At 70.9% G+C, this 20179-nt stretch carries 14 protein-coding genes; 6 read left to right on the top strand and 8 right to left on the bottom strand.

All coding sequences use genetic code 11. The features are described from left to right. Nucleotides 1-292: 292 nt before the first annotated feature. The 6 genes from ACIF6L_RS21430 to ACIF6L_RS21405 all read right to left on the bottom strand — a co-directional run bounded on the left by ACIF6L_RS21430 (nucleotide 293) and on the right by ACIF6L_RS21405 (nucleotide 10823). A complete protein-coding gene (locus tag ACIF6L_RS21430; RefSeq protein ID WP_396486538.1) occupies nucleotides 293-1684 on the bottom strand; it encodes an amino acid adenylation domain-containing protein in 1392 nt (463 codons plus the stop codon). After that, nucleotides 1681-3420 (bottom strand): alpha/beta fold hydrolase, encoded by a 1740-nt coding sequence (locus ACIF6L_RS21425; RefSeq protein ID WP_396486537.1) that lies wholly within the window; start codon nucleotides 3418-3420, stop codon nucleotides 1681-1683. Before ACIF6L_RS21425 ends, ACIF6L_RS21430 begins: the two co-directional genes overlap by 4 nt. After that, on the bottom strand, nucleotides 3413-4684 hold the full coding sequence (locus tag ACIF6L_RS21420; protein WP_352294768.1) for an LLM class flavin-dependent oxidoreductase: 1272 nt from the start codon (nucleotides 4682-4684) through the stop codon (nucleotides 3413-3415). The genes ACIF6L_RS21425 and ACIF6L_RS21420 overlap by 8 nt, the downstream gene beginning before the upstream one ends. 110 nt (nucleotides 4685-4794) lie before the next feature. After that, the gene (locus tag ACIF6L_RS21415) at nucleotides 4795-6015 is read right to left on the bottom strand and encodes an acetyl-CoA carboxylase biotin carboxylase subunit family protein (RefSeq protein WP_396486536.1); all 1221 of its coding nucleotides are present in this window, start codon (nucleotides 6013-6015) and stop codon (nucleotides 4795-4797) included. A gap of 168 nt (nucleotides 6016-6183) precedes the next feature. Next, complete coding sequence (locus ACIF6L_RS21410) at nucleotides 6184-7347, bottom strand: cytochrome P450 (RefSeq protein WP_396486535.1); 1164 nt, start codon at nucleotides 7345-7347, stop codon at nucleotides 6184-6186. 299 nt (nucleotides 7348-7646) lie between these two features. Further along, entirely contained in the window at nucleotides 7647-10823 is a 3177-nt protein-coding gene (locus ACIF6L_RS21405; protein ID WP_396486534.1) for an amino acid adenylation domain-containing protein, read from the bottom strand. A 750-nt stretch (nucleotides 10824-11573) separates the two neighbouring features. Between ACIF6L_RS21405 and ACIF6L_RS21400 the strand changes: the two genes are divergently transcribed. Beyond that, nucleotides 11574-12479 carry a phytanoyl-CoA dioxygenase family protein gene (locus tag ACIF6L_RS21400; RefSeq protein ID WP_352294776.1) on the top strand — a complete coding sequence of 302 codons (906 nt, stop codon included), beginning with the start codon at nucleotides 11574-11576 and terminating at the stop codon, nucleotides 12477-12479. A 174-nt stretch (nucleotides 12480-12653) separates the two neighbouring features. On the opposite strand, the gene ACIF6L_RS21395 is transcribed toward ACIF6L_RS21400, so the two are convergent. Further along, on the bottom strand, nucleotides 12654-13889 hold the full coding sequence (locus tag ACIF6L_RS21395) for an MFS transporter (protein ID WP_396486533.1): 1236 nt from the start codon (nucleotides 13887-13889) through the stop codon (nucleotides 12654-12656). 454 nt (nucleotides 13890-14343) lie between these two features. Between ACIF6L_RS21395 and ACIF6L_RS21390 the strand changes: the two genes are divergently transcribed. The 5 genes from ACIF6L_RS21390 to ACIF6L_RS21370 all read left to right on the top strand — a co-directional run bounded on the left by ACIF6L_RS21390 (nucleotide 14344) and on the right by ACIF6L_RS21370 (nucleotide 19245). After that, nucleotides 14344-14853 (top strand): phosphopantetheine-binding protein, encoded by a 510-nt coding sequence (locus tag ACIF6L_RS21390; protein WP_396486747.1) that lies wholly within the window; start codon nucleotides 14344-14346, stop codon nucleotides 14851-14853. A 98-nt stretch (nucleotides 14854-14951) separates the two neighbouring features. After that, a complete protein-coding gene (locus tag ACIF6L_RS21385; protein ID WP_396486532.1) occupies nucleotides 14952-16877 on the top strand; it encodes a B12-binding domain-containing radical SAM protein in 1926 nt (641 codons plus the stop codon). A 68-nt stretch (nucleotides 16878-16945) separates the two neighbouring features. Next, a complete protein-coding gene (locus ACIF6L_RS21380) occupies nucleotides 16946-17215 on the top strand; it encodes a hypothetical protein (protein WP_396486531.1) in 270 nt (89 codons plus the stop codon). 20 nt (nucleotides 17216-17235) lie between these two features. After that, a complete protein-coding gene (locus ACIF6L_RS21375; protein ID WP_329486254.1) occupies nucleotides 17236-18180 on the top strand; it encodes a chlorinating enzyme in 945 nt (314 codons plus the stop codon). A gap of 57 nt (nucleotides 18181-18237) precedes the next feature. Further along, a complete protein-coding gene (locus ACIF6L_RS21370) occupies nucleotides 18238-19245 on the top strand; it encodes a helix-turn-helix domain-containing protein (RefSeq protein WP_359804013.1) in 1008 nt (335 codons plus the stop codon). Nucleotides 19246-19318: 73 nt separating this feature from the next. Here the strand turns inward: ACIF6L_RS21370 and ACIF6L_RS21365 are convergent, their stop codons facing one another. Continuing rightward, nucleotides 19319-20125, bottom strand: coding sequence for an exodeoxyribonuclease III (locus ACIF6L_RS21365; protein ID WP_359804014.1), 807 nt, complete (start codon nucleotides 20123-20125; stop codon nucleotides 19319-19321). Between the last annotated feature and the right edge of the window lie 54 nt (nucleotides 20126-20179).

The following is a 20179-nucleotide window of genomic DNA, read 5'->3' as shown; positions in this document are numbered from 1 at the left end:
ACGCCCCTCACGCCGTGTGCCGGCGGCCGAGGACGCCGCCGGAGGCGAGGGTGTTCCTGCGGGTGAGGTGGTGCGCGGTCAAGGTGACCTCCTGAGGGCGCGTGACGGCGGCCGGTCCGGACCGCCGGGTGTGGAGCGGTTGGGACGGTAGCCGCGCGCCGCGCGCCGCAGTACCCGGAACCATCCGGACTGACAGGAGCGGACCGGCCGCCGGGACCGGCGCCCTTCGGGGCGGCGCCGCCCCGGGGCACCGCCGGGCGGTGCCGCTCCACGGCCACCGTGGGACGGACCGCTACCCGCCGGCGGACCCGGCCGGCGGGACCGGCTCGGCGTCGGTCAGGACGTAGGCGACGAGCTGGCGCCTCCCGTCCGCTCCCTGCTCCGCGACGACAGCGGCCGCCCGGACGTCCGGCGCGGCGGACAGCACCGACTCGATCTCGTCGAGTTCGATCCGGACGCCCGAGATCTTGACCTGCCGGTCGAACCGGCCGACGAATTCGAGCGCGCCGTCCGGTCGGGTCCGCGCCCTGTCGCCGGTCCGGTACCACCGCCGCGGCACGGCACCGGCCTCCTCGACGAACCGCTCCCCGGTCTGCTCCGGCAGGCGGAAGTAGCCCGCGGCGACGCAGGGACCGCCGACCCACAGTTCGCCGACCTCGCCCGGTGCCACCGCGAAGCCGTCGTCGCCGACGACCCGGACGGACGCGTGGCGCAGTGGCCGCCCGATCGGGATCGCGGTGGACCGGGCCTCCTCCGGCGTCACCTCGTGCGTGGTGGCCCAGACCGTCGCCTCCGTCGGGCCGTACATGTTGTGGACCCGGATGCCCGGGAGGGCGGTCACCAGGCGCCGGGCGAGTCCCACCGGGAGCACCTCACCGCCGACGTGGAGCGCGCGCAGGTGCCGCAGGGACAGCAGGGCCTCCTCGGACGACGCGATCGCCGAAAGGAGCGAGGGGGTCGCCTGGAACAGCGTCGGCCGAAAGCGCCGCACCAGGCTCGGCAGACCGTCGTCACCGGGCGAGTCGAGCCGGTCCACCATCCTGGCCGGGCTCACGACGGTGGCTCCGCCGCGGGTGAGCGGCCAGAAGAGCTCCATGACCGCGATGTCGAACGCGACACTCGTCACGGCGAGGAACGTGTCGTCGAACGGGCTGCCGTAGGCCGTGTCGAGCGCGTCGAACAGCGCGGCCACGTTGGCGTGGGTGACCACGACGCCCTTGGGCCGACCGGTGGACCCGGACGTGTGGATGACGTAGGCGGGGTCCTGGGGGGAAGGCGAGGGCAGCACGATCTCGGCGAGGCCCGGTTCGGCCCGGCGCGGCGTGACCTCGACCGCGTGGACGTCGAACTCCCGCCCCCCGCCGTCCGTGACGAGGAGCGCGAGGTCGGCGTCCTCGACGACGGTCCGCCGGCGCTCGACCGGATAGCCCGGATCGAGGGGGACGTAGGCGGCCCCGGCGGCGGACACGCCGAGCAGGGCCACCACCAGGTCGACGCCCCGCTCGACCATGACGCCGACCCGGTCGCCCGGCCCGGCCCCCCGGGCGACGAGCCGGCGTCCCAGGGCCTCGGCCGCCAGCGCCAGTTCCGCGAAGGTGAGCGTGGTCGTCCGGTCGGACACGGCGGGCCTCGTCGGGTGGTCCAGCGCCACCGCCCTGACCTGGCCGAACAGGGCGGGCGTCACCGTGCCGATCCGAACGCGAGCAGCCGGGACACGCCTTCGCGGTCGTTCATCAGCCCCTCGTGGCTGTAGTCCGAGGAGAGCATCAGCCAGCAGGAGCCGATCCGCCGCGCGGTGCGGACCTGTTGCGTCCCCGGGAAGTACAGGTCGTCCGCGGCTGCCACGGCGTAGACGGGCACGGTGTTCCTCCCCAACTGGTCGAGGTCGTAGAGACTGGTCCATCCGGTGTACCGGGCGAGTTCGTCGGCCACCTCGGCGAACGGCGCCAGCGCGGCGAACTGACGGAACATCCACGGGAAGAACACCTCGCCGTAGAAGTGGAACGGACGGGCCCCGGCGGCGAACGCCGGCTCGTCCGCGTAGAGCCGGTCGGCGGCCCACCCGGTGGCGCGTCCGGGGTGTCCGTAGGTGTACTCCTGCAGGTAGAAGAGCGGGGAGTCGACCAGGTACGTCGCCGCCGCGACCGCGGCCAGGAAGTCCTCGGTGAGGTGGTCGCCGTCCCAGGCGCCCTGGAGGAGGTCGTGGACCGCGGCCATCCCGCCGGCGAAGCCGAACTTCAGACCGAGGAACCGGAACCGCTCGGGCGACAGCCGCTCTCCCGTCGGCAGCAGCACCTCGTGGTCGCCGAGGTGGTCGACGATCCGGTCGACGAGCCCCGCGTCCCCGGGATAGCGCCGGTAGTACTCGGCGTTCTTCCTCCTGCTCATCACCAAGGTGTCTCGCAGCAGGTCCTCGGCCGTGCTGACCGGGCCCAGGAGCCCGCTGGAGATGAACACCCGGTCGACGCACTCCGGGGAGAGGGAGAGGTAGGTCAGGGCGATGGAGCCGCCGTAGCTCTCCCCGAACAGCGTCCAGGCCGGGACCCGCAGCACCCGCTCCCGCAGGAACTCCGCGTCCCGGACGACGGCGTCCGCGCGGTAGCACCGGAGCCGCTCCAGCGCCTCGGCCGGCGTCATGCCCGCGATGGTGGCGGCGGTCACCGGCGAGCTGCGGCCGCCGCCGCGCTGGTCCAGCAGCACCACCCGGTACCGGTCCAGGGCGGCGTCCAGCCAGGCGGGGATCCTGGCGCGCGGATCGGGGCACTGTCCGCCGGGGCCGCCCTGGAGGAAGAGCAGGTACGGCAGGTCGCGGTCCACCGCGGCGCGGCGCACCACCGTCCTGGCGAACAGCTCGATCGACGGGCCGGCCGGGTCGTCGTGGTCGACCGGGACCTCGAAGCGGTGGTCCTCGACCACGACCTCGTCGTGCTCCCGGTCCGCACCGGTCGGCGCGGAGAAGGCCAGGATGTTGCGGACCGTGGGGTTGCGGCGCAGCCGGTGGCCGTCGACGCGCCTGCCCGTGCGGTCCGTCCACGCCGCGCAGGCCGTCGTCAGGAGCAGCGACGTCACCCCCAGGTGGGTGAGGTCCTCGTCGGGATCGAGGTCGGCCCGGGCCAGCTCCGCCGTGAACAGCCGCAGCAGGAAGTCGAGGTCGCCGATCGGTTCGTCGCCGGGCGGTTCGCCGCCGGGCGGTTCGCCGCCGGGCGCCGCCCCGGTCTCCGGGGACGACGGCGCGGACGCCGTCTCGGCGGCCAGCCGTTCGAGCGCGGCCCGGTCCGTCTTCCCGTTGGGCAGCACCGGCAGCGTGTCGACGAACACGAACCGCGTCGGGACCGCCTCGGGCGGCAGGACGGCCCCGAGGTGTGCCCGCAGCCGGGCGGTCACGTCCGCCGTGGTGTCCCGCTCGGTCCGCTCACTCATAGCGGCGCCGCAGCAGCGTCTCGTCGTACTTGGTGCGGAACAGCCCGCGCTCCTGCAGCAACGGCACCACCTCGTCCACGAAGTCGGCGAGGCCGGCCGGGAACACCGCGGGCATGAGGTTGAACCCGTCCGCCGCGCCCTCCCCGACCCAGGTCCCGATGACGTCCGCGATCCGCTCCGGGGTGCCCGCGACCACCAGGTGGCCTCGCCCGAAACCCTGGTGCGCGATGATGTCGCCGACGGTGGTGCCCGGCCGCCGGGCCATCCCGGTGATCAGCTCGTAGGTGGTGCGGTTGCCCTGGATGCTGTCGGCCGGGGGGAGGCGCTCCACGGGGAAGGGCGCGTCGACGGCGCAGTCGGTGATGTCCACGTTCAGCATCATCGAGATGTGTTCCAGGGCGTAGTCGACGGCCTGCAGGCCGGTGAGTTCGCGCTTCTTCTCGTCCGCCTCGGCCTGCGTGGCACCGACGATCGGGATCAGCCCCGGCAGCACCTTCACCGTTCGCCCGTTCGCGGCGGCGCGGCGGCGCATCTCGGTGCGGAACCGCGCGCCGTCGCGGACGTTCTCCTGCACGGTGAACACCGCGTCGGCGTGCCGGGCGGCGAACGACCTGCCCGCCTCCGACGCGCCGGCCTGGACCAGGAACGGGCGGGACTGGGGGCTGCGCTGGATGTTGAGCGGCCCGCGGACGGCGAAGTACTCCCCCTGGTGGTCGATCCGGTGGATCCGGTCCGGGTCGGTGTAGTGCCCGTTGGCGCGGTCGCGGACCACGGCGTCCTCGTCCCACGACTCCCAGAGCCGGTGGGCGACGGCCAGGAACTCGTCGGCGCGGTCGTACCGTTGCTGGTGCGGGAGCATCGCCGGCCGGTTGAAGTTCCTGGCCTCGTTGACGCTGTTGGACACGACGATGTTCCAGCCGACGCGGCCGCCCGAGATGTGGTCGAGCGAGGAGAACATCCGGGCGAGGTGGAACGGCTCGTAGTACGAGGTCGACGCGGTCGCGATCAGTCCGATGTGCTCGGTGCCCAGGGCGAGGCCGCTCAACACGGTGAGTGGTTCGAGCCCGCCGCAGTAGTTGCTGCGCGGCTTGTGCCAGAGCGCGTCGGCGATGAACACGGAGTCCAGCAGCCCTCGTTCCGCGAGTCGGGCGAGTTCGAGGTAGTAGTGGATGTCGGTGACCCGGGCCGAGTCGCACCCGGGATGCAGCCACGCGGAGTCATGGTGCCCGGGCAGCAGCATGAACAGGTTGAGGTGAATACTCAAGGCGCCTGACACTTTCGGCTGGTCGGAGCGGTGGTCGTCGTGGGAGCGGTGGTCGGCCGAGCGGTGGTCGGGGGAGCGGTGGTCGGGGGAGTGGTGGTCATGGCGCCGGCCTACGGCAGGCTCTTCGCCTCGTGCAGCTCGGTGACCAGCTGGATGGCCTCGTCCATGCGCTTCGCGCAGTGCTCGACGTCGTCCCCTTCGACGAGGGCCCAGGCGACGGCGATCGAAGTGGTCTTGAGCTTCTTCATGACCTCGCCCACCGGCGCCTTCATCCGGACGTGACGCACCCCGGGCAGGCTCTCCAGGTCCTCCTGCGTCACACCGTTGCGGAAACCGGACTTGACCGGCAGGCACACGAAGCCCATGACGCCGGTGGGTTCGAACGCGGGCGCCGGCACGGGCGCGTCGATGTGGACGAGGGCGTGTGCCGCCCAGAGGCTGACCCCGACGGTGTGCTGTGCGCTGATGCTGACCAGGCCGCCGGCCGGGCGCCAGGCGAGCTCACCGGCGACGAACCGGCCCGGGCCACCGAACACTTCGAGGTGGAAGACGGTGTTGCGGCCGCCGAGCGCCGACCGGCAGCGTTCGGCGAAGGCACGGGCCTCCTCGTAGAGTTCCGGGTACGCCTTGGGCGGGAGGGCGATCGAACGGAACGGGTTCCCGTTCTTCGCCTCGATGCACGGGTTCACGTCGCGCGACACCATGAAGGTCTCGATCCGGCCGTCGACGACGACGCCGTCGAAGTGCCACTCGTCCCCCGACTGCCACTCCTCCACCATGAAGGCGTCGAGTTCCGGTGTGGCGGTCAGCCGGTCGAATAACTCCTCGGCGGTTTCCGCCCGGAAGACGAGATGGGCGCCGCCGTCGGCCGTCGGCTTGACGATGTAGGGGGGAGCGAGGTCCCCGAGCGCGTCGCGGAACCCGGCGACCGAGGTCGGCCGCTCGGGGAACACCACGAACCGCGCCGTCGGTACGCCGTGCCGCTGCCAGAGGGTCTTCTGCAGCGGCTTGTCGCGACCGGCGAGCGCGACCCGGGCGTCCATCGGCTTCCGGCACCCGAGGATGTCGTTCAGGATGGCGGCGGTGGTCACCGCGAACTCGTGCCCCGAGACGACGACGTCGACCTGGTCGGCGACACCGAGGTGGATCAGGGCGGCCCAGGCGAGTTCCGGCCGGTCGAAGGAGGGGAGGAACGCGCGGTGCGTGATCAGGCCCTGGCAGGCCTCCATCACCACGCGGTCGTGCGCCACGTACAACACCGTGACGGTGTGGCCGAGGCGGGCCAGCTCCTCGATCGCTTCTTGTTCCGCACCTAGAAGAACGACGTTCACCTTGTACCAGATCCCTCGGTTCGACGGATGTGTCTGCTCAGCTCCGGTCAGCGCCGCTCTTGCCCGGGACTGCTCTGCGCTGTTCGGCGTCGCGCCGCGCTGCTCTGCTCTGTGGGGCGCCGCGCCGCGCTGCTCTGCTCTGTGGGACGCCGCGCCGCGCTGCCCCGCTCAGCGGTCGAGATACACCGGAAGGGTGTCCAGGCTCCGCACGGTGGCGGTGGTGCGGCGGGTGGGCTCCGCCGCGAGGCGCAGCCGTACGCCCTCGTCGCTCAGCGCGTTGATCACCGCGGTGACGCTCAGCTTGCCGAACTCGGAGCCGAAGCAGGCGTGCGGCCCCGAGCCGAAGCCCAGGTGCGGGTTCGGCCGGCGGTCCAGGTTGATGTCCTGCGGGTCGGCGAAGACCCGGGGGTCGCGGTTGGCGGCGGCCAGCAGCGTCACCACGTTGTCGCCCGCCGCGATGCGGGTGCCCTCGATCAGGGTGTCCGCGACCGCGATCCTGCTGGTTCCCTGCGCCGGCCCGTCGTACCGGATCAGCTCGTCGACGCCGGTCGCCGTGCGGGACGGGCGGGACAGCTCCGGCAGCAGGTCGGGCACGGTCGCCAGCAGGTGGGCCGCGTTGCCGACCATGGCGAAGATCGTCCCGTAGCTGGCGTTGAACATCATGGCGGCCGAGTTCCGGATGTAGTGGCTGCCGGAGAACTCCTTGTCCGCCCGCCGGATGAGGTTCGCGATCAGGCCGTTGTCGCCCTCGGGGCGCGGGAACCAGCTCTCGCCGAGGTCGTTCAGGCGCTTGCGCGCGGCATCTCCCTGCGGGATGTTCTCCGGCGCGAGGCCCGAATCCATCCGGAGCGCGATGCCGTGTGAGATCTCCGCGTAGTCCGCGTCGTCGGGTTCGGGGACGCCGAGCAGGGCCGCGGAGATGTGCAGGGCGAAGGGCGCGGACACGTCCGCCATCAGGTCGAACGGCTCGCCCGGCCGCTGGGCGGCCAGTCGCCCGCGCACGAAGTCGACCGCCTCGCGGAACAGCCGGTCCTTGTCCTGCGAGCGCATCGCGCTCACCAGGAGCTGGCGCAGCGGGTTCTGCTCCGGCGGGTCCATCATCTGCACGTTCTGGCGGAAGTCCGGGATCTTCTCCCCGACCCGGCTGGGGTCCCGCGCGAAGGTCGCGTGCTCGCGGAGCACGCGCACGCAGTCCGCGTGCCGGACGACCACCCACGCGCGCATGCCGGCATGCCAGTGGACGGGCTGCTCCTCAAGCATCCTGGTGTAGGTCGGATAGGGATCCCTGAGCATGGCCGGGGACAGCGGATCGTAGGTCGGGGTGGGGGTCACCAGGCTCCGCCTTCGTGTCATCGGGGTGGAGAACGCACGCCGCCGCGCGTTCGACGCGGGGCGGCGTGCGTCCGGTGTCTTTCACGAATTCCTTGTTCTCACCGCGGGATCACTCGACCCCGGGACCGGGCGTAGCTCACCGGTCCTCCGCCGTGTCTCAGTGGTTGTACGACATGGACGTCACCCCCTTTCCGCGAGCAGTGGCACGAGCCGGGCAGGTGTCGGGTGCTCGGACGCGGCCCCGCGTGGCAGGTCCGCACCGAGCGCCGCGGTGTCTCAGTGGTTGTAGGACATGGACGTCACCCCCGTTCGGCGAGCAGTTGCACAAGTCCGGCAGGCGTCGGGTGCTCGAACACGTCACGGAGCGGCAGGTCGACACCGAGCCGCCAGTGAATGTCGTGCGCGACCCGTACCATGCCGAGTGAATGGCCGCCAGTTGCGAAGAAGTTCTGGTGGACGTCGGCCACCGGCACTCCCAGCACCTCGGCGAACACGTCGCAGACGGTCTGCTCCGCCCCTTCGGCCGGCGGCCGGCCGGCGGACTCCTCGGTCAGTGCCGGCAGCGCCTTCCGGTCGAGCTTCCCGTTGGGAGTCAACGGCAGGGCCTCGACCATCCGGAATCCGGTGGGCACCATGTGGAGCGGCAGCGACTCGGCCGCGTGTCGGCGCAGGGCGGTCGGCGTCAGCGCCTCGGTCGCGGGCACGACGTAGGCGACCAGGCGGGTGGCCGGGGTGTGCTTGTTGACCGCGAGCACGGCGACCTGGACCACCTCGTCGTGACCGCGCAGCACGGCCTCGATCTCGCCGAGCTCGATGCGGAAGCCCCGGACCTTCAGCTGGTCGTCCACCCGGCCCATGAACACGAGCTGCCCGTCGGCGCGCCAGCGCACCACGTCTCCGGTCCGGTACATCCGGCTGCCCGGCGGGCCGAAGGGATCGGCGACGTACCGGTCGGCGGTGAGGCCGGGCCGGTTGAGGTACCCGCGGGCCAGCTGCACCCCCGCGATGTACAACTCGCCGGCGACGCCCGGCGGTACCGGCTGGAGCCACCGGTCGAGGACGTAGGTCCGCATGTTGTCGACCGGTCGGCCGATCGGCGCCTCCTCCGGCCAGTCGCCGGGATCGGCGGGCAGGGCGAACGAGGTGGCCACATGGGTTTCGGTGGGGCCGTAGTAGTTGGCCAGCCGGCGGTCCGGCACGGCGCGGTGGAACGCCGCCAGCTCGGGGGTCAGCGCCAGGCTCTCACCGCCCTGGATCACGTGCCGCAACCGGGGCAGTTCGGTCCCGGCGGCCTGACTGATGTCGACGATCGCGGCGAGGACGAGGTTGGGCACGAAGACCTCGTCGACCTCGCTCTTCTCCAGCCACGTCACGAGCTTGTCGAGGTCCCGGCGGGTCTCCTCGTCCGGGAGCTCGACGCAGCCGCCGCGCACCGTGGCGATCAGGATCTCCACCAGCGCCACGTCGAAGCTGATCGACGAGAAGTTGGCGATCCGGTGGGTGGCCGCGCCGTCCGACGTCGCGGACACCCGCTCGTACCACCTGATGAGGTTCACCAGGGCGGAGCCGGGCATCACCACCGCCTTCGGCAGCCCGGTCGACCCCGAGGTGTAGATCATGTAGCAGGGGTGGGCCGGCAGCAACGGCGTGACCCGGTCCGCGTCCGTCAGGTTGCCGTCCGCCATGCCCTGCTCGTCGACCGGTCCGGTCAGCACGAGTTGGGGATCGCTGTCCTTGAGCATGAACGCCACCCGCTCCGGCGGGTACTCCGGATCGACGGGACAGTAGGCCGCGCCGGCCTTCAGCGTGCCCCACACCGCGACGATCAGGTCCACGGACCGGGCCATCGACAACGCGACGACCGACTCCGGCCCGATGCCGCGGCCGGCCAGGTGACGGGCGACCCGGTTCGCCCGCGCGTTCAGCTCGCCGTAGGTCAGTGCCGAATCCCCGCACCGCACCGCCACCGCGTCCGGGGTCGCGGCGGCCCGCGCCTCCAGCAGTTCGGGCAGCGCGCTCTGCGCCACGTCCCTCGCCGTGTCGTTCCAGGCGGTGAGGACGTTCGAGAGCTCGGTCGCGGAGAGGATGGTGACGGCGCCGATGGTCCGGTGGGCGTCGGCCGCCATGGCTGTGAGCACGCGGACCAGCCGGGCCGCGATCGTCTGGGCGCTAGCGCGGTCGAACAGGTCGGTGTCGAACCGCAGGTCGCAGACGAGGCCTGCCGCCGTCCCGTCCGGCCCGTGGCGCGCGTCGACGTTCAGGTGCAGGTCGAACCCGGACGCTCCGAACCCGGGCGCTCCGAGGTCGGGCACGTCCGCGGTCGTGCGCAGCCCGGCCGGCCGCCACTCGACCGCGCGGGCTCCGGCGGTCACGAGGACCTGGCACAGCGGGTTCCGGCCCGGGACCCGTGCCGGATCGACGGCCCGCACGACGTGCTCGAACGGCACGTCCTGGTGCGCGAAGGCGGCCAGGTCGACCTCACGAACCCGGTCGAGCAGCTCCGCGAAGGTGGGGTTTCCCGCGAGACCGGTGCGCAGCACGACCGTGTTCGCCACGAGTCCGACGACGTCTTCCGACGCCTCGTCGGGGCGCCCCGGGGTGAGCGTGCCGATCGGCACGTCCACGTCGCCGGTGAGCCGGCTGAGGAGCACGGCCAGCGCGGCCTGGACGATCATGAACATCGTCGTCCCGGTACGGTGCGACAGCTCGACCAGCCGTGCGTGCTCCTCGGGGGGGACCTCGAAGCGCACCGAGTCCTCGCCGCGACTCGGCGTCGCCGGACGCGGGCGGTCGAACGGCAGCCCGATCTCGCCGCCCAGCCCTGACAACGTCGTCCGCCAGAAGGCCAGTTGCCGCGCCGCGAGGCTGTGCGGATCCGACGCGTCACCGAGGCGCCGCAGTTGCCGCAGCACGTGGTCGGCGTACTGCACGGGCGGCTTCGCCCAGTCGGGGGCGGTGCCCCGGCACCGTGCCTCGTACGCCAGGGTGAGATCGCGGCCGAGCGGGGCCATCGACCCGCCGTCGCAGGCCGTGCGGTGCAGTGACAGCACCAGGACGTGGTCGTCCGCGGCGATCCGGAGCAGGCCGGCGCGGACGGGTATCTCCGTCGCGAGGTCGAAGGTGTGCGCCGCGGCGGCGGCGACCTCCCGCTCCAGGGCGGAGGGTGCGACGGTGCGGGTGTCGAAGACCGGGCGGGCGTCCGGAAGCACGCGTTGGACCGGCACCCCCGCCACGGGCACGATCACGGTGCGCAGGCTCTCGTGACGCAGGACGACGTCGGTCAGTGCCGCTTCGAGCGCGGCCCGGTCCAGTGCGCCGTGGAGCCGCAGGACGAGCGGGATCTGGTGGGTCGACGTGGTGCCGTGCACCCGGTCGAGGAACCAGAGGCGGAACTGGCCGGAGGAGACCGGCAGCGGATCCGGCCGTCGCAGGGGTCCTGACTGCTCCGGCTCGGCCAACGGCGCGATGTCGTTCAATACTGCTCCTCTTCGGTGCGTTCTCGGACACCGTCAGCGGTTCCCCGTGTCCCCACCGGGCGGATCGCCCGCCGTTGGAGAGTCGCACACGACGACGATCGGTTCGAGTGGTCGACGAATGATTCCGGTCAGGAGAACACACGGAACACTCCACCAGCCTGGTGCCAGCGGCTTTGCTCGAGTTCCGGGCTGTCACCGCAGTCACGCCCGCCACGCGCTCCCCGCCGTGCTGGCCGGTCAGGAACACGAAAGGGCGAAGGCGAACGGGACTTGTCCGGCCCCATACTGGCCGAGATTCGTTGTCGACCGGCATCCGTTCTCATATCCCCCCCTCGGACCCGCCATCACATGGTGATACGGCCCCCCACTGCTACGGTCACCAGGCACGATCCCGCCGCGATGACCGTCCCGCGGCCGCGGTCACACTCCCACCCAACTGGCCTCGCACCATGACAAATTGACGGAGCGTGCGTGGATGGCCCGGCGGACGGGCCGGGTGGCCCCGCCGGCGTCACCGCCCGAACTCCCGCCGTAGTCGCCGCCCCGGCGGAAGAAGATCCATCACCAGCCCGACGTTGATCGACGACCTCATCGCCGGGCCCGGCGAATGCCCCGGCCGTGCCGTGGCGTCACCCCGAAGCGAAAGCCCGGAAGCGCTCTGCCGGCAGCCCGGACCCGTCAAGAGCTTGTACACGCCCTGGCTTGGTGCGAGACTGGCGCGGCCACGGAAGTCGCGATTAGGGGGTCGCATTGAACGTCCCAGAGAGCGTCCGCGCGGAGTACGAGGAGCAGGGCTTCAGCATTATCCGCGACGTCATTCCGAAGGATTTACTGGAGGAGATCAGAGCCCATGTCGGTTGGCTCACCGATCGCTATCCGGACCTCCGCCCGGAACATCTCCACCATCCGCTGATACGCAATGACGCATTCTGGGTGAGACTCGTCTCCGATCCCCGGCTGGTGGATATCGCCGAATTCTTCCTCGGCCCGGACGTCGCGTGCTTCACGGCGCACTACATCTGCAAGCCCCCCCAGGACGGCCAGCCGGTGCTCTGGCACCAGGACGGTTCCTACTGGAACCTCGACCCGATGCGCGCACTCACCGTCTGGCTGGCCGTCGACCGGTGCACCACCGAGAACGGCTGTCTGCGGGTCATCCCCGGCAGTCATCGCATGCCGCTCCACGCGCCGGTCCGCTCGGTCGACTCGCCGAACATGCTGTTCTCGGTCTCCGAGGAGGAGCTGGTGCGGGAGTGGTCGGAGCGCAACGGTGTCGTCGACATCGAACTCGACCCGGGCGACGTCGAGATCCACCACCCGAACATCCTGCACTGCTCGGGGCCGAACACCTCGCCGCGCCGCCGCTGCGGGCTGGACATCGGATACATTCCGGCGACCACCAGGATCACCAGCGACGGCCTCTATCTGAATCCGCTCCTGGTGCGGGGCGAGCCCGTCGCCGGAATCAACAGCTACCGGCGGTATCCCTCCTATGTTCCGGAGGAGACGATCCCGTTCGCGGGCATGGAGAGCTGGGGCGAGGAGATCGCGGCCCGCAACGCCAGGAACTCCGACGAAGCCGCCGATCCGGAGACGCCGCTCGACGCCACCCACCGGATGATCGACCGGCTCCACGAAGGCACCGTCAAGCGGTGAACCCGCCTCTGTGACCCAGGAGTCGGTCGAGGCGGTGTCCGGGGGCCGGATCCTCCCCGGACCGCCCGGGCGCCCTCCTGCGGGTCGATGTCCACGCGCAGGAGGGCGGTTGACGGGTGATCGGGCCGCTCGTCCCCGTGGGTCCGGGGCGCTCGCCCCCGTGGGGCCGGGGCGCTACGAGGCCGGCGCCGCCGGCGCTCCCTCCGCCCGCATGGCGCGGACTTCCCGACTCAGCAGCGGCAGCAGGCACAGGGCGATGTAGGCGACTCCGCAGGCGAGTACGACCTCGCGCGCCCCGTACGCCGCGGCGAGCGGCCCCACGGCGAGCTGCGAGAGCGGGATCGCCACGAAGGACAGCAGCTCGTCGTAGGCCGCGACCCGCGACAACGACTCCGCGGGGACGGCGGCCTGGAGCGTCGTCTCCCAGCCGATGGACGCCACGGTGAGGCCGAGCCCCCCGACGAATGCGGCCGCCGACACGATCCACGCGTTCCCGGTCAGACCGACCGCCAGCAGCGGTAGGCCCGCCAGGGTCCCCCAGACCGCGCCGTCACGCAGCGGCCGGCGCAGGACCACCTTGACGGCCACGACGCTCATCACCAGGAGCCCGATCGCGCGTACGGTCTGCACGGTGCCCCAGCCCATGGCGCCGTCGTTCCCCGACACCACCTGCGCCCCCAGCACGTTCCACGGCCCGACGTTGGCGGCGTTGACCAGGGCGAACGAGATGGTCATGATCACCACCCAGCGCATCGACCGGAAGGTGGCCCAGCCGTCGAGGAGGTCGTGCCAGAGCGGCTCGCGCGCCGCGGGCGGCCGGCTCTCTGCCGGGATGCGCGTGAAGGCCGCGGCGGCCAGGAGGTAGGAGGCCGCGTCGGCCGCGAGGGCCCACCCGCCGCCGACCGTGGCCACCAGGACGCTGGCGATCATGGGACCGATGATGCGCACGGTGTTCTGGCTGCTGGCCAGGAGCGCGTTGGCGCGCTGGAGGTCCTGCCGCTCGACGAGTTCGGGCACGATGCCGCGGAGCGCGGGCTGCGAGAACGCGTTCACGACGCCGCCGACGAGGGCGAGGCCGACGAACGCGACGAGGTGGTAGCGATCCGTGATCAGCAGGACGGCCATCGTGGTCATCACGGCCGCGGTGCAGAGGTTGGACAGGAGGAGCACGGTCCGCCGGCTCACCCGGTCGGCGACCGCGCCGCCCAGGAGCAGGAGCACGAGAGTGGGGATCATGTTGGCGGCCAGGACGATGCCAAGATCCGCCGCCCTGCCGGATGCCTGGAGCACGGAGAGGGCGAGCGCGACGGTGGTCATGGACGAGCCGGCCAGGTCGACGGTCCGGCCCACGAAGAACCAGCCGAACCGGCCCTTCAGGAGGCGTTTCGTCGGGGTTGGAACTGATGTCACGGTATCTGTCACGCGGACAATATCGAGCCCGGTGGGGGGCCGGGTGAATCCTTGCGACAACAGTCGCAACAACCGCCCGGCGTCCCCGCGGTGGGGGAAGCCGACGACGGGAAGGCCGCGCCGGCGGCGCGGCCGGACCGGCCCGGCCCATGGCGCCGACCTGTCCGGAACTCATGACCCCCGATGCGCCGTCGTCCGGCCGGCGCCCGTCCGCGAGCGCGGACGCGTTCTGCTCCGGACCGGTCGGCGGCGGCGCCGGCGCTCCACCGGAAAGGCCTGTCACCAGCCACGAAACCACGTCCGCGACGAATCGTGAGCGGAACTGCCGCCGCCGCCCCGGATCCCGGCGGACCACCGAATTGCGGCGAATCCGGACCGATCTCGGCGGCTGCCGGACTTGTACGCCAGTACAGAACTGGCAATTTCTGCTCCGTGGGCGTCTCTTGACACCGAAGTGAAGACCGGGGACTCTGATCACCGGAGCAACATATTGGTGCGTTTCCAGCTGTCGCACGGCCGACTGCCGCTCAGGAGAACGCGCGCGTTGCGGGGGTTCACGGCTCATGTCCGGTATGGACATATCCGCCGCACTCCGGCAGGTCGCACCGCTCAGGGCGGTTTCCCCTGGTGCCACACAGGGTCACGGCAAGGCGTTCCCTCGGACCGCCCGTGGACAGCGAGACTTCCGGCGAAAAGGGACACCTTGAATCCGACCGAAGCCAGGCTGGCAGAGATCTGGCGTACCGTACTGGGAATATCCGAAGTGGGTCGCGAGGACGACTTCTTCGCCATCGGCGGTGACTCCCTGCTGATGGCCAAGGCCGTCGGCCACATTCGGCGGACCTGGCTCATCGAGATCAATCTTCGGGACCTCATCGAGCGCCCGGTGCTCTCCGAACTCGCCCACTGGGTCGACCAGCGGGCGGCGGACGTCCCCGCGGCGTCGCACGCCGAGCGCGACTGACCCGGACCGGGCGGCAGGCGGGCCTTCGGCCCCACGGCCTGGGCGCCCGCGCGGAGACAGGGAACGACCCCGAGGTACGCCGAGCGAAAGGTCCTACGATGAAGTCGGTCGTGTTTGTCGACCTGCCGACCTACGAGAACATGCTTCCGCTTGCCGCCGGATACATGCAGGCGTACGCGCAGAACGACCCGAAGCTCAGGGCTTCCTACCGCTTCGAGATCGCCTCGTTCCCGGCCGCCATGGACCGTGGGCGCATCCTGGGCGAACTCCTCTCCCGGGAAGCGGACGTCTACGCCATCGGGTGCTACATCTGGAACTCGAAGCTGGTGCAGTGGCTGCTGCGTGAACTGGTCTCGAAGCGCCCCGACGCGCACTTCCTGCTCGGCGGTCCCCAGGTGATGAAGAACGCCCTGCGTTACCTGCCCGAACCCGTCGACCGGGTCTACGTCTGCAACGGCGAGGGAGAGCTGACGGTCCACGGGCTGCTCACCCAACTGGCGGCCGACCGGGCCGACCTGAGCCTCGTCCCGGGCCTGTCGTACTGGGAGGCGGGCGAGCTGGTGACGACGGAGGCGGCTCCGCGCGTCAAGAGCCTGACCGAGATCCCGTCACCGTTCCTCACCGGCGTCTTCGACGGGCACGAATTCAGCTTCGCGATCATGGAGACGAACCGGGGGTGCCCGTTCCGTTGCAGCTTCTGCTACTGGGGGGCCGCCACCAACGACAAGGTGCACAAGTTCGAGGTGGACCGCATCAAGGCCGAGCTCGACTGGATCACCGATCACGGGTTCGCCGGGCTCTTCATCGCCGACGCCAACTGGGGCCTCGCCCCGCGGGACGTCGAACTGAGCGAGTACCTGGTGGAACGCAAGAACCTGACCGGATTCCCGTTGATGGTGAACATGGCGGCGGCCAAGAACAAGCCGGACCGCATGGCCGAGATCACGGAGATCTTCGTGCGCGGCGGGCTGATGGCCGCCCAGCCGATCTCCCTGCAGAGCCTGAGCCCCGAAGCCCTCAAGATGGTCGAGCGCCAGAACATCCGGCAGGAGACGTACACCAGTCTGCAGCGGACGCTGCGCGAGAAGGGAATCAGCTCGTACGTCGAGCTGATCTGGCCGCTCCCGGGGGAATCGTACGCCTCGTTCAAGGAGGGCGTCACGAAACTGTGCCGGTCCGATGCGGACACCCTCATCATCTATCCGCAGCTGCTCCTCAACAACACCCCCATGTTCGGCCGGCAGGAGGAGTTCGGGCTCCAGGTGGAGTCCGCGCCCAGCGAGATCGCCGAGGCGGACGTGGTGGTCGCCACCAAATGGGTTTCCCGTCGTGAGTGCGAGGACGGGTTCTGGCTCTACTACGCGATTCACTGCCTGTACAACATGCGGGGCCTGCTGCTGGTCGCCAGGTACCTCGACCGGCAGGGCGTGGTGTCCTTCGGGGACCTCTTCGCCTCGTTCGCCGAATACCTCAAGAAGGGCGACGGCGAGATATGCGACTTCATCTCCCGGTCGATCGAGAACCTCGCGAACTATGACCTCATGAACACCGGTATCACCGCCCACATGATCCTGAGTTCGCACCGCGACGAGTTCGACCGGTTGCTCTTCGATTTCGTGAGCGGCCAGGAGTGGTGGGCCGATCCGGTGGCGCGCACGGCATTCGAGATGGATCTGCTGGTCCGGCCCTACGTCTACCGGGAGCCGTTCCGGCTGCCTTCCGTCGGATTCCGGGAGGTCGAGCCGGAGGCCGTGGACGACTACGCGGTGCAGGTGCGCTTGCCGCAGGACCTTACCGAGCTGGTCGCGGTGTTCGAGGACGGCGGGACACCGGCGGTGGGGAACGACGAGGGCACCGGCGGGACGACGGTGCGGATCGACCACCGGGGCCGGCAGAAGGTGCCCTACATGGCGCGCCGCAGTCTGGAGCACAACGCGAACTACTGCCAGGGCATCGTCCTGCGGTTCCGTGAGGTGCTTCCGACCCTGAGCCGCGTCAGGACCGAGTCGGTCTCCAGCAGGTGATGTCGATTCCCAGCAGGTGAACTCGATCCCCGGCAGGTGACGGAGTGCAGCGACAGGACGGAGCGTCCATGGAAACCCCAGCGGACAACGGCAAGGCCGGCGCGGCGGACCCCGCGGACGTCGCGGAGGCGCTCGTCGACTGGCTGCGCGGCGAACTCAACGACGGGACCATCTCGGCTTCGGACAACTTCCTCGACGTCGGCGGCTACTCGCTGTTGTTCTCGAAGCTGAACAGGTTCCTCGGCGCGACTTACGGCGTGGCCCTCGACATCCGGACGACCTACACCGAGCCGCTCGACGTGGCCGTGACGAAGATGCAGCCGGCGGAGAAGCGGTAGAGACGATGGAGGGGAAGGACATGAGCAGCTCCGAACGCACGGATTTCTCGCTCACACCCGACGAGTTGGCGTCGTTCCACCGGAGCGGCTTCCTCGGACCGGTGACCGTCTACGGCGAGGACGAGATGGACCGGATCTGGAGGACGGTCCAGCGCGAGTCGCTGGACCGGTCGCGGGCCGCGTACCCCGAGGCCGCGGGCAGCGGGGCCGGGAACATCGTCAACTACGACCGCCACCTCGACATCGACGTGCTGGCCCGGCACGTGCTGAACCGGAAGATCGTGGACCGGGTGGCGTCCATCCTCGGCCCGGACGTGCTCTGCTGGCGCACCGAGTTCTTCCCCAAGTACCCCGGCGACGAGGGCACCGACTGGCACCAGGCGGACACCTTCGCGAACGCCAGCGGCAAGCCCCAACTGCTGTGGCCCGGAGAGTCCGAGACCGAGTTCGGGGCGGGCACGCTCACGGTGTGGACCGCCTTCACGGACTCGACCCGTGAGAACGGCTGCCTGCAGATCATTCCCGGCACCCAGCACGAGCGGAACTACGACGAGACGCGGCGCATGGAGTACGACGCGCAGCGCATCAACACCGAGGTCAAGAACGGCGTCAGGCGGGGGTTCTTCGGGTACGACTACCGCCAGCTCCAGGTCGATCCCGACTGGCGGCCGAGCGAGGAGGACGCCGTCCCCCTGGTGATGAAGAAGGGCCAGAGCGTCATCTTCTGGTCGACGCTGATGCACGCCTCGCTGCCGAACAGCACCGAGGACAGCTACCGGATGGGGTTCGCCTGCCGGTACGTTCCGACGAAGGTGCGGATCTACCCGGACACGGATCACATCGAGGAGTACGGCGGTGCCATCTCCCTGGAGAAGTGGGCGGCCGTGCTGGTGAGCGGCGAGGACACCTTCGCCCACAACAGGATCGCCAAGGACGGCCGGTACGGCGGGCGGCGCGTCGGGTAGGCGGCCCGGGGCCGGGTGATTCCCTTGATCGCGGCGGTCGTCGTAGGCTGTCACGCCGTGACCCTCTTGCGCTTCGGACCGGACGCGTTGCAGGCGAGCCGGTTCGCCGTGTCCCCGCTCGCCGAGACGCTCAGCGAGATCACCCTGCTGCGGCAGGCGTGGGACCGCAGGGTCACGGGCCCCCGCGTCGAGGCGTTCGGCCGCTGGCTGACCGCGGGCCCGTTCGTCGGCGGTCTGCTGCGGCTGGTGACGGCCACCAAGTACCTGCCCGACTTCGTGGCCATTCCACCGCCCGGGGGGCTCACCGGCAGCCTGGCCGACGAACTGGCGGCCATGCGCGCGATCGACGACCCGGCGGCACGCGCCATGCTCGCCGAGGCGCAGCGGTTCGCCTGGACCAGCGACGGGATCGCCTGGGCCGAGGTCGACGGGATCACCCGCCGCACCGCCGACGTCTTCACCGACCTCTGGGCGCAGTTCGTGGAGCCGGACTGGCAGCGGCGCCGGGCCGTCATGGAACGCGACATCCGCCACCGGGCGGGCGTGATCGCGGTCAGCGGGTGGCGGCACGCGCTGGAGGGCATGGCGCCCGGCGTCCAGTGGGTCGGTCACGACGCGATCCAGTTCTCCACGCAGAACTACGCCGACCGCCACATCGGGAGCGACGGCCTCGTCTTCGTCCCGCACACCGGGCTGTCCGGCCAGTGGACCTGTGAGTCGCCCTCGCGGATCGCGTTCGTGTACCCGGCCAAGGGCGCCCTGGCCGCGGACTCGCGGGGAGACGGCGGGGTGGCCCGGCTGCTCGGTCGGGGCCGGGCCAGTGTCGTCGCCGAGTTGCGGATGTCGGCGACCCCGTCCCAACTGGCGGTTGTGCTCGGTGTCTCGCTCGGTACGGTCTCCGCCCACCTGGCGGCGCTGCGCGAGGCCGGGGTCGTGACCACCCGGCGGAGCGGCCGCGCGGTGTACTACGAGCTCACGCCGGTCGGCGACGAGCTCGCCCGTCTCGTCACGGCCGACAGCGGGGCCGGACCGGTCGGCCCGGCGGCCGCGGAGGCGGGCCGCTGAGGAGGCCGCGCGGTCACGGCGCCGGCGCCGGGCCGGCGGGTACGCGGACCCGCCGGCCGTCCGTCTCCGCGGGTCAGTCGTCGCCGAAGTCGAACGCCGCGGTGACGGGTGCGTGGTCGCTCCACCGCTCGGCGTGGGTGGCCGCTCGTTCGACGCGGGCCTCGACGCACTTCTCCGCCAGGCCCGGGGTCGTCACGATGAGGTCGATCCGCCAGCCCGAGTCGTTGTCGAAGGCGCGGCCGCGGTAGGACCACCAGGAGTAGGGGCCGGTGCGGTCGGGGTGGAGGCGGCGGACGACGTCGACGTAGCCGGCCTCCTCGTAGACCCGGGTGAGCCAGGCGCGCTCCTCGGGGAGGAATCCGGCCGACTTCTGGTTGGCCTTCCAGTTCTTGAGGTCCTCGGGGCGGTGGGCGATGTTCCAGTCGCCGCACACCACGACCTCGCGGCCCTCGGCGGCGGCGCGGGTGCGGAGTTTGCCGAGGTGCACCAGGAACTCCGCCATGAAGCGTTCCTTTTCCTCCTGGCGTTCGGTGCCGACTTCACCGGAGGGGAGATAGAGACTGGCCAGGGTGAGCCCCGGCAGGTCGATTTCTACATACCTGCCCGAATTGTCGAATTCTGCCGACTCGAATCCGACCACCGTGCGCTCCGGCTGCTGCCGCGACAGCACGGCCACTCCCGCGCGGCCCTTGGCGGAGGACGGCGCCCAGACCGCGTGCCACCCCTCCAGGTCGCGCAGTTCCACGGGCAGCTGCCCGGGCTCGGAGCGCACCTCCTGCAGGCAGATCACGTCCGCCTCGGTGGCCGCCAGCCACTCGATGAAGCCCTTCTTGGCCGCCGCCCGGATTCCGTTCACGTTCACACTCGTCACCACGATCACCCGGGCAGCCTACCGAGCCCCGTGCCCGGCCCGGCGCCCGACGCGGTGGGGCGC

Source organism: Kitasatospora sp. NPDC086009 (assembly GCF_044540385.1).
Taxonomy (GTDB): domain Bacteria; phylum Actinomycetota; class Actinomycetes; order Streptomycetales; family Streptomycetaceae; genus Kitasatospora.
Note: the sequence above shows the minus strand (reverse complement) of the source record. Positions and strands in the feature narration are given on the sequence as shown.

Bases quoted from the DNA above. Each gene is read 5' to 3' on its own strand.
- ACIF6L_RS21425 (WP_396486537.1), bottom strand. From the start codon at position 3,420: ATGAGTGAGCGGACCGAGCGGGACACCACGGCGGACGTGACCGCCCGG.
- ACIF6L_RS21385 (WP_396486532.1), top strand. From the start codon at position 14,952: ATGAAGTCGGTCGTGTTTGTCGACCTGCCGACCTACGAGAACATGCTT.
- ACIF6L_RS21380 (WP_396486531.1), top strand. From the start codon at position 16,946: ATGGAAACCCCAGCGGACAACGGCAAGGCCGGCGCGGCGGACCCCGCG.
- ACIF6L_RS21375 (WP_329486254.1), top strand. From the start codon at position 17,236: ATGAGCAGCTCCGAACGCACGGATTTCTCGCTCACACCCGACGAGTTG.